The sequence below is a fragment of the uncultured Campylobacter sp. genome (assembly GCF_937996225.1).
Classification (GTDB): domain Bacteria; phylum Campylobacterota; class Campylobacteria; order Campylobacterales; family Campylobacteraceae; genus Campylobacter_B.
This window is the reverse complement of sequence record NZ_CALKTC010000011.1, coordinates 1-5,985: the sequence shown is the minus strand read 5'-3', so window position 1 is coordinate 5,985 and position 5,985 is coordinate 1. Positions and strand designations below refer to the sequence as shown.

7 protein-coding genes and 1 pseudogene are annotated in these 5,985 nt (G+C 48.9%); all 8 read left to right on the top strand.

All coding sequences use genetic code 11. The annotated features are described in order from the left end of the window. The first annotated feature begins 123 nt into the window (after positions 1-123). Positions 124-837, top strand: a complete 714-nt coding sequence (locus Q0174_RS01380; protein ID WP_298041164.1) for a DUF4230 domain-containing protein — start codon at positions 124-126, stop codon at positions 835-837. Continuing rightward, positions 838-1,290 carry a hypothetical protein gene (locus Q0174_RS01375; RefSeq protein WP_298041162.1) on the top strand — a complete coding sequence of 151 codons (453 nt, stop codon included), beginning with the start codon at positions 838-840 and terminating at the stop codon, positions 1,288-1,290. Between the two features lie 680 nt (positions 1,291-1,970). Further along, entirely contained in the window at positions 1,971-2,489 is a 519-nt protein-coding gene (locus Q0174_RS01370) for a hypothetical protein (RefSeq protein WP_298041160.1), read from the top strand. A 19-nt stretch (positions 2,490-2,508) separates the two neighbouring features. Continuing rightward, positions 2,509-2,811, top strand: coding sequence for a hypothetical protein (locus tag Q0174_RS01365; RefSeq protein WP_298041158.1), 303 nt, complete (start codon positions 2,509-2,511; stop codon positions 2,809-2,811). Further along, entirely contained in the window at positions 2,769-3,101 is a 333-nt protein-coding gene (locus Q0174_RS01360; RefSeq protein WP_298041156.1) for a sulfatase-like hydrolase/transferase, read from the top strand. Before Q0174_RS01365 ends, Q0174_RS01360 begins: the two co-directional genes overlap by 43 nt. 1 nt (position 3,102) lies before the next feature. Then, positions 3,103-3,530: pseudogene (locus Q0174_RS01355) on the top strand (sulfatase-like hydrolase/transferase); the annotation flags it as partial. 15 nt (positions 3,531-3,545) lie between these two features. Next, positions 3,546-3,716: a hypothetical protein gene (locus Q0174_RS01350; RefSeq protein WP_005872049.1), complete on the top strand. Its 171-nt coding sequence runs from the start codon at positions 3,546-3,548 to the stop codon at positions 3,714-3,716. A gap of 499 nt (positions 3,717-4,215) precedes the next feature. Continuing rightward, the coding region (locus tag Q0174_RS01345) for a hypothetical protein (protein WP_298041154.1) at positions 4,216-5,985 on the top strand (1,770 nt) is incomplete at its 3' end.

Below are 5,985 nucleotides of genomic sequence, written 5' to 3'. Positions count from 1 at the left end.
GCTTCTTTAAAATTTCTTTTACGATTTTAAAATTTCTTGCTGCAAAAATCGTAAAATTTTAATTGCACTACAAATCGGCGCCGTATTTTGCTAAAATACCGATAAAATTTTAAAGGATGAAATTTGGAAAATTTTGCTTTTCTTCTAAATTTAGTGATATTTTGCATCTTGGTTTTTATGTTTTTTAAGATGCGCAAAAGCAGCGAGCAGACTGGCAAGCCGCAGATTGCCACCGACATCACGCGGCTTAAAAGCATCGGCGAGCTGAGCGTTTTTAAAATTTATTCCAAAGAGATCGTCACGCGCAAGCAAAACGTAGGCAGCGGGCTACTGGGCTCGCTCGTCTCGCCGCTGATGACGAAAAAGCAGATCGCCATCATCTTCGAGTTTGAGATCGAGTTCGTTTACGACCTGCTAAGCCCCGAGTTTGCGATACTGCCGCAGGGCGAGGATCGCTACGAGATCAAGATGCCGCCGTGCAAATACAAATACTCGATCAAAGATATGAAAATTTACGACGAGAAAAACGCCAAGCTGCTGCCGTTTCTGCTGCCCGATTCGCTAAACGGACTATTCGGCGCGAGCTTTGACGAAAGCGATAAAAACCATCTCATCGACGACGCCAAGGACGAGGTCAAGCAGCTCTCGCTAAAAATCATCAACGATCTTGGCGGCAAGATCCACAAATCTGCGACCGACACGCTGGAAGCGATCGCCAAGAGCTTCGGCGTGAAGGAGGTCGGATTTATCTTCCAGGACAAGGCGCTTCAAACGATCGACATAAACTCAAACGAGATCGCAATCGACAAGTCGCTAAAATCGCAGATCGAGAAGTAGATGGAGCTTTTTAAGGCGCTTTTTAAAATTTACTTTGCCCGCATACTCGCGTTTATGGATGCCTGCGCGAGGGCTTGGCAGCGATTTTATGAGCCGATCAGGCTGCGCAAAGAGAAAAAGCGCCTGCGCGCGAAGGGCTATTTTACCGAGGATGCGACGTGGGCGGAGTTTTTCGCGGATTTTAAATTTTGCAAATGCTTCATCATTAAAAAAATCCTCTATCCAAACTTCTATGCTATCAAAAACTCCTCCAAATGGGAGGCGAGCTCAAAGCGGGCTAGCTTTACGGTAGGCTCGTTTGCATACGACGAGATCGCGTGGGTGTGGGTACCGCGAGCCTTCGACGGCGGGCGGAAAAACGATCTGGAAAAGCTAAAAAATCTACTGCAAAAGATCCCTGCGCTGCGCTACGAGCAGAGCGACACGGGGATTAAAATTTTCGGCTACGAGTAAGGTAATTCGGCCGGCGAAAATTTGGTGATGAAATTTGGTGATGAAATTTGGTGATGCGCCCGCGCCGAGAAATTTCACGCATTCGCTGCGAAATTTCGATACGTTAGCGCCTCGTACATGCACGTTTGCTCGGCGTGAAATTTGCACGCTCCGGGCTGCTGCGAAATTTCGCGCAAATACCCGCTGCATAAATTTGATGCAAAAAGCGGGCTTGCATTTTGCGCGTAAATTCTGCGCGAGCGTGCGTCTGTGCGTGGGATTTGCGCGCGGCAGTTGTTTTTGGTGCGGTGTCTTGCGGATTTAAATTTATGCACTCAATCGCGTCGTATTTTTGATACGCGGCACGGCACGGAATTTTGCCGTTTAGGAAGCGCGCCGTGCGGCAAATTTCGCAACAGAAAATGTCGCATCAATTTCGCCGCATTCAAATTTCGGCAGGTAAAATTTGCCTTGCGGCATCGTGTCGCGCAAAAATTCGCCGATCGCGGCGCAAAAACAGACGCGCTCAATTTTGCGGTAGAGATTTCGGCGCGGCACAATTTGTAAGCGTAAAATTTACCGCCTGTTCTCATTGCGTTGGCGTGAGCCGACTTGAAGCGCGGCACAATTTGTGGATGCGAGACTGCGCCGCAGCGGTTCCAGCGATGTGGCAGATGTAAATTTAAAAATAAAGAGCAAAAATGGTTCAACTACTACTTGATAAAGCGAGGGCTCTGCTTGCGCCCGCGCCGAAATTTTATTTCGGCCTATGCGGCGCGGTGGGTGTATTTTGGCTCGTCGTCGCGCTTAATTTGATCGTTTGCGCGGCGCGGGCGTATTACTTTTACGGCGTGGAAGATCGCATATTTTCGCGGATCTTTGAGGATTTTTGCTGCATTTTGATCATAAATTTGCTCATCTTTCATCTCTGCTTCGTCGTTTTTAGAAGATTTTTCGGGCTTGCCGCTCTGTTTGCGCTGGCGATCAATGCGCTTTGTGCGGCTATCTCGCTCTTTTTGGTCATTTTTTTCGACTCCGCTTTTAACGTCGTCGCGCTCGATGCGATAATCCACACCGACGCGAACGAAAGTAAGGAATTCGCCGCGCAATTTCTCAGCGCGGGCGTGATCTGCTCTTTGCTCGCATTCGCGACCGCGACGTTTGTCGCGCTGAAGTTTAAAAAAAAGCTCGTGCAGCGCGAGGCTGCGAGCCGCATTTAGCGTGATCTATCCGATTTGTGTGGTCATTTTTTGCATTTTTACGGCGACCAAAATCGCAAGCGGCGGCGAGCGTTATCGCGCGACGCTCGGCACATACGCTCCGCTTGAGTTCGCGTTCGTCGTAAAAGAGTATCTCGGCGATGCAAATTTCCTTGCCGATTTGCAAAGCATCGATCGTGGCTACGACGAGGCGAAGAGGGCGAATTTCGCGCTTGATTTTAACGCAACGCAGATTAAAAACGTCGTGCTGATTATCGGCGAGAGCCTGCACGCGGCCATATGTCGCTTTACGGATACGGCAAAGATACGACGCCTTTGCTAAACGATCTGCAGCGGCGGGGGCTGCTTATTAAATTTAGCGATACGGTTTCGTGCTACGGCGCGACCAATCCCGCGCTGATGCGGATACTTAATTTCAGCGACTACGAAAGCGAGCGCGAAAGGCCGTGGTTTGAGAGCCTTAGCATCATCGATATGTTCGCGCTGAGCGGCTTTCGCACGATGTGGATCAGCAATCAAGAAGCCTTCGGCAAATTTGCCCTTAGCGCAAAAAGTGCCGCCGATCGCGCCGAAAAAAAGCATCTTTCTTTCCACAAGCGATCAGCTCGATAGCATGCGAGTCGCGCACGACGGCGCGCTGCTGCCGATCATCAAAGAGGCGAAAAAATCGCAGCGCGAGCGAAATTTCTACGTCGTGCATCTCATGGGAAATCATATGGACTATAAAAAACGCTATCCCGAGGAATTTGATAAATTTAAAAGCGACGATATCGCCTTACCGTTTACGCAAAAGCAAAAGGTCGCCCTCGCGTGCTACGATAACAGCGTGCTGTATAACGACTACGTGGTGAATGAAATTTATCGGATGAGGACAGCCTCATCGTCTATCTCAGCGATCACGGAGAGAATATCTATGAGCAAAACGGCCTCATCGGGCACAACATCAATACCCGATTCACCTACGAAATTCCGCTGCTTTTCATCGCTTCAAAAAGCTTTATCGCCGATCATGCGGAGCTTTGGCGGCGCATAGGCGCGGCGAAGGACGAGCCTTTTATGAGCGACGATCTGGCTCATGTGCTCGCCGATATTTTAGGCATAGAGCCGCTGCAGTTTAACGTGCGCAAAAGCCCGCTGCGCGATGAATTTGACGCTTCGCGCAGGCGAATGACGAACGGGGTGGATTACGACGAAAATTTAAAAGGTAGGGGAGGATACGGGCGGTAAACGGCTCCGCGCCGAAATTTAAGGCTTTACGCGCCGTATTGCTTCCGATGCCGTCTACGATCGGGCCGGCTCGAAGCTGCACTTGATTTTGCCGCGAGCGTCAAATTTAACGCCCGTATTTTCGGCGCGAAGCGACCGTCTAACGCAATCGCGCTCGGAAATTTACCAATATCGCGGAGCATTTGCTACGAGCCCGCAGCATCAATTCGGCGTTACCGTTGCGCTGCAAATTTATGCGCCGGCGTGATGCTAAATTCGTTTCTTGAGGGTGGGCGATTTTTGCGATTTCACAATGTAAATTGAGCGAAATTTATTGCGTTTGTGCTTTAAATTTACGCCGCAAAACGAATATTTTTTAATGCTACTTTAAAAATTTAATAGTTAATGATTCTTTAATATTGATAGGAGTATAATAAATTTCAAATTTTAGCGTGCAAAAGCGTCGCTAAATTGAGTTCGCTTGCCGCTATTTCATCTCGCATTTATGGAGGAGTTCAAAATGCACAGTAAAACTATCGGCGCGAGTTTATCTTTGGCGCTCGCTGGCCAACTTTACGCCATACCCGTTGCGAATCCGCTTACGATCGATAAAACCACGGATTTAAATAATTACGACGTCTATGAAAAAGACGTCGACGACGGAACCCTAACGGTAAAAAATCCGACCGCCGCGCAGATAATTACGCTCGATAGCCAACCGAGCGATAATTCCCCGTTGAATAATATCATCGTAAATAGCGCCACGGCAGCCGATCAGACGCTTAAGGGCAATGCTTTGACGATGAACGGCGGTACGCTCAATAGTATAAACGTAGCTTCCTCGCAGCAGAACGGTACCGTATTTAGCGAAAATACGCTGAATCTAAACGGCGGTGAGCTCAGGAAAACGCATCTCGTTGAATCAAACGGTAGAGCTACGGCTACGAAAAATGTCTTAAATTTAAACGGCACTATGATTTATCACGGTCTTTCGGTTGTAGATATCAATGGGGGTGCGGCGAATGAAAATACGCTTAATATCAACGGTACCAAAGGTGAACGTTTAACGACTACCTTTACCGCTGCGTATCTCAGCAATAGCGGCACCGCCGATGGTAACGTTTTAAATATCAACGGCGGCACGATCGGCGATTCGTTGAGCGCTATGCGGGCCGCATTTGCATGGGGAAATAGTAAGCTTACGAACAACGTCGTAAATCTCAAAGATGCGGACGATCTTCGCGGTAGGATAGACGTTGCAAATATAATGTGGGCGCACGACGGTGCGGAAGCGAGAGATAACGTGCTTAACGTATATGTCCGCGATAAAGATTGGAGCCGATTGGATCTCTGCGTCGCATTCGGTCGGGAAAACCAAAAATTAAGCGGTAACACTTTCAACGTCTACGGCAAAAACGATACGTTTAAATCGATCGCGGGCTTTGAAAAACTCAATTTCTATCTAGCCGCGGATACCGCAAACGACGAGACGATTTTAAATTTAGTAAGCGGCGAGCTAACCGATATAAGCAAAGCGACTATCGGCGTGGGTATAGCAAACGGAGCGGATAAGCTCAAATCGGGCGATCGCGTAAATCTCATAAAAACCGCAAGCGGGATAAAATTCGGCGATATGGCTAACCGCTCCGAACAGTTAGTTCAAAGCGGGCTTTCGACTGCCTATACATTCGCCTTGCGTAGCGCTAACGACGATAAAGACCTGATCGCCGACGTAACCAAAATCACGATAAATCCCGATCCGCAGCCTCTGCCGAATTCTGATCGAATCGGAGCGAAGCTAATGGCGCAAAATAAAAATACGCTGGAAACCGGCGCCGCGGTGCTAGGCGCGATAAATCAAAGCGACGATATCCTTTCGGGAATAACGGATACCGCAGACGGAACGTTTGCGTATGCGGGAGGTTTTAATATGCGCTACAATTCCGGCTCCTATGTAGAAAACAAAGGTATCTCCGTGCTCGCAGGAGCGATGGGCCGTATTGGGGACGGCGCGAGCCTGGGAGGATACGTAGAAACGGGCGGCGGTAAATATGAGAGCTTAAATGATTTCGCCGTCAAAGGCAGCGGCGATCTCAAATACGCGGGGGCGGGCATTGTGAGCGAATTCGACTTGGCGGAAAATTTCTATGCCAAATCGGGAGCCAAAATCGGTCGCATCAAATCGGACTACGAGGCTTCTCTGGCCTCGGGAAGGGCCGAATACGACGTAACGAGAACCTACTACGGGGCAAATTTAGCCCTCGGCAAGATTTTCGAGCTGAGCGCTAAT

Excerpts from the sequence above, each read along its gene's own strand:
- Q0174_RS01375 (WP_298041162.1), top strand. The coding sequence starts at position 838 with ATGGAGCTTTTTAAGGCGCTTTTTAAAATTTACTTTGCCCGCATACTC.
- Q0174_RS01370 (WP_298041160.1), top strand. The coding sequence starts at position 1,971 with ATGGTTCAACTACTACTTGATAAAGCGAGGGCTCTGCTTGCGCCCGCG.
- Q0174_RS01360 (WP_298041156.1), top strand. The coding sequence starts at position 2,769 with ATGTCGCTTTACGGATACGGCAAAGATACGACGCCTTTGCTAAACGAT.
- Q0174_RS01350 (WP_005872049.1), top strand. The coding sequence starts at position 3,546 with ATGAGCGACGATCTGGCTCATGTGCTCGCCGATATTTTAGGCATAGAG.